The 3,137-nt window shown below is 66.3% G+C and carries 3 protein-coding genes; 2 read left to right on the forward strand and 1 reads right to left on the reverse strand.

Annotated features, from left to right (window positions below; genetic code table 11):
* Window positions 1-94 precede the first annotated feature (94 nt).
* A complete protein-coding gene (locus tag AC5RUJ_RS13450) occupies window positions 95-1,045 on the reverse strand; it encodes a siderophore ABC transporter substrate-binding protein (protein WP_494128353.1) in 951 nt (316 codons plus the stop codon).
* A gap of 344 nt (window positions 1,046-1,389) precedes the next feature.
* Between AC5RUJ_RS13450 and groES the strand changes: the two genes are divergently transcribed.
* Complete coding sequence (gene groES / locus AC5RUJ_RS13455; RefSeq protein WP_127511177.1) at window positions 1,390-1,686, forward strand: co-chaperone GroES; 297 nt, start codon at window positions 1,390-1,392, stop codon at window positions 1,684-1,686.
* 133 nt (window positions 1,687-1,819) lie between these two features.
* On the forward strand, window positions 1,820-3,137 hold a 1,318-nt coding region (groL, locus tag AC5RUJ_RS13460; protein ID WP_494155998.1), incomplete at its 3' end, for a chaperonin GroEL.

Below are 3,137 nucleotides of genomic sequence, written 5' to 3' on the forward strand. Positions count from 1 at the left end.
GCTGCGGCCGGGGCCGGACTGGAAATCGTGGAGGAAGCCATGGGTCGGGCCACCGCGCAGGCCGCCGGCGGGACGCCGGCGGCCGTACGGGGTGCTACTTCGTGACGGCTGCCTGGACGGCGCTGATCATGGCGTCCGTATTATTCAGGCCGTAGCCCACCAGGTACCAGGAGGCCGAGTCCAGATAGGTGATGCTGTCGTTCTTGGCGGCGCTGGTGCCGTTGACCAGGTCGTTGTCCAGGACGGCCGCAGCGGCTTCCCCGGATTCGCCGACGGCGGAGTCGCGGTCGATCACGAACAGGTGGTCCGGGTTGGCCTCGGCGACGAATTCGTGCGAAATGGCCTCGCCGTGCGGGCCCTCGGACTTCACGTCCGCGGCGGTCTGCACGCCCAGGACATCGTGAACGATGCCGAAGCGGGACCCCGAGCCGTAGGCCGTCATCTCGCCGCCGCTCGTCATCAGCACCAAACCGGTGCCGGCGTCGGCAGCTGCGGCCTTGGTGTCCTCGATCCGGGTGTCGATGGCCGCCAGCTTTTCTTCGACTTCGGCTTCCTTGCCGAAGATCTCGCCGAGGGTCGCGGAGACTTCCTTGAAGCTCTCGATCGGAGCGGCGGTGTCCACGCTCAGGTCGATGGTCGGGGCGATTTTGCTCAGCTCCCCGTAGGCCTCGGCGGTGCGGCCCGAGATGATGATCAGGTCGGGTGCGCCTTCGCTGATGGCCTCGAATTCGGGTTCCTTCATGGAGCCGATCTTGGTGTATTCGTCGCCGGCGTACTGCGCCAGCGATTCGGGGAACACGGCCGCCTCCGGGACGCCGTCGACCTCGACGCCCAGGGCGGTGAGGCTGTCCAGCACCCCGAGATCGAAGGTGTAGACCGTCTCCGGGTTCACCGGCACGTCGGTGGTGCCGGAGGCGTGCTCAACGCTGATCGTCTCGGCACCGGTGCCTGCCGCGGCGTCGGTCTGCTGGCCGCAGGCGCTCAGGGCGAGCATGGAAACGGCTGCGGTCATGGCCACCAGGCCGGACTTCAGGGGCTTTTTCACTGACTCTCCATTGTTCGTCAACGCCGTCCCGGGCGGGGACCGGCATTAGGCAACATAAACGTTTGCTATTTGCGCGCAGCTTGAAAGCTACCGGGTTAGGTTAGCCTTACGCAACTTGGCCGGTGGACGGCGGGGCCGATCTTCGTCACATGGGCGGCGGCCGCGGAAGCCGGAGGGCCCGCCGCTGGCACTCGCCTTGACCGAGTGCTAATCCTTCTCATAGAGTCGCAGTTAGCACTCACCCCGTGTGGGTGCTAATACAAGGAACCGCCTGCCGGCACCGCGACGACGGCAGACATCTCCTTGGCCAACCTATTCGTAGCGCATGAAAAGGAGAGAGCCGAGTGTCGGTCTCCATTAAGCCTCTTGAGGATCGTATCGTTGTCCAGCCGCTCGAAGCAGAGCAGACCACGGCCTCCGGCCTGGTCATTCCGGACACCGCCAAGGAAAAGCCGCAGGAAGGCAAAGTTGTCGCGATCGGCCCCGGCCGCGTCGATGACAATGGCAACCGGGTTCCCGTTGACGTAGCCGAGGGTGACGTCGTCATCTACTCGAAGTACGGCGGAACCGAGGTCAAGGTCGGCGGGGAAGAGTACCTGGTGCTCTCCGCCCGCGACGTGCTGGCCATCGTCACCAAGTAAGGCCCATCAGCTGAGTCCGGCGGCTCGGGCGCGCGCAGTCGACGCCCGCAGCCGGAATCACGGACAACCGAAATGCCCCGGCTGCCTCCTATAGCAGCGCAGCCGGGGCATTTTGCGTGAAAGGAACAAATTCATGGCAAAGCAGTTGGAGTTCAACGACGCCGCCCGCAAGGCGCTGGAAGCCGGCGTCGACAAGCTCGCCAATACCGTCCGGGTCACCCTCGGCCCGCGTGGCCGCAACGTGGTCCTGGACAAGAAGTGGGGCGCCCCCACCATCACCAACGACGGCGTGACCATCGCCCGTGAGGTGGAACTCGACGATCCGTACGAGAACCTCGGCGCGCAGTTGGCCAAGGAAGTCGCCACCAAGACCAACGATGTTGCCGGTGACGGCACCACCACCGCTACCGTCCTGGCCCAGGCGCTGGTGAAGGAAGGCCTCCGCAACGTGGCCGCCGGCGCCGCCCCCGGGGCACTCAAGCACGGCATCGAGGTAGCGGTCGAAGCCGTTGCCGCCCGCCTGCTGGAGAATGCCCGCGAGGTCGAAGGCAGGGTCGCCGAGGTCGCCACCATCTCCGCCCAGAGCCCCGAGGTCGGCAAACTGCTGGCCGAAGCCTTCGACAAGGTGGGCAAGGACGGCGTCATCACCATCGAAGAGGGCTCCAGCATGGAGACCGAGCTGGTGCTCACCGAGGGCATGCAGTTCGACAAGGGCCTGCTGTCGCAGTACTTCGTCACCGACCAGGAGCGCCAGGAGGCAGTCCTCGAGGACGCGCTGATCCTGATCTCCCAGGGCAAGATCTCCACGGTGCAGGAGTTCCTGCCGCTGCTGGAGAAGGTGCTGCAGGCCAACAAGCCGCTGTTCATCATCGCCGAAGACATCGACGGCGAGGCCCTGTCCACCCTGGTGGTCAACAAGATCCGCGGCACCCTCAACGTTGCCGCCGTGAAGGCGCCGGGCTTTGGCGACCGCCGCAAGGCCATGCTGCAGGACATCGCGGTGCTCACCGGCGCCCAGGTCGTGTCCGCGGACCTCGGCCTGAAGCTGGACCAGGTGGGCCTCGAGGTGCTGGGCACGGCACGCCGCATCACCGTCACCAAGGACAACACCACCATTGTTGACGGCGCCGGCTCCGAGGCCGACGTGGCCGACCGCGTGTCCCAGCTGCAGGCGGAGGTGCTGCGCACCGATTCCGATTGGGACCGCGAGAAGCTCCAGGAGCGGCTGGCCAAGCTGTCCGGCGGCATCGGCGTGATCAAGGTCGGCGCTGCCACCGAGGTCGAAATGAAGGAGAAGAAGCACCGGATCGAGGACGCCGTGTCCTCCACCCGCGCTGCCCTGGAAGAAGGCATCGTGGCCGGTGGCGGCACCGCCCTGGTGCACGCCGCCCAGGCTCTGGACACCGACCCGAACGTGCTGGCGCTCGAGGGCGACGCAGCCACCGCCGTCG

It is taken from the genome of Arthrobacter sp. Y3223164, assembly GCF_059091005.1.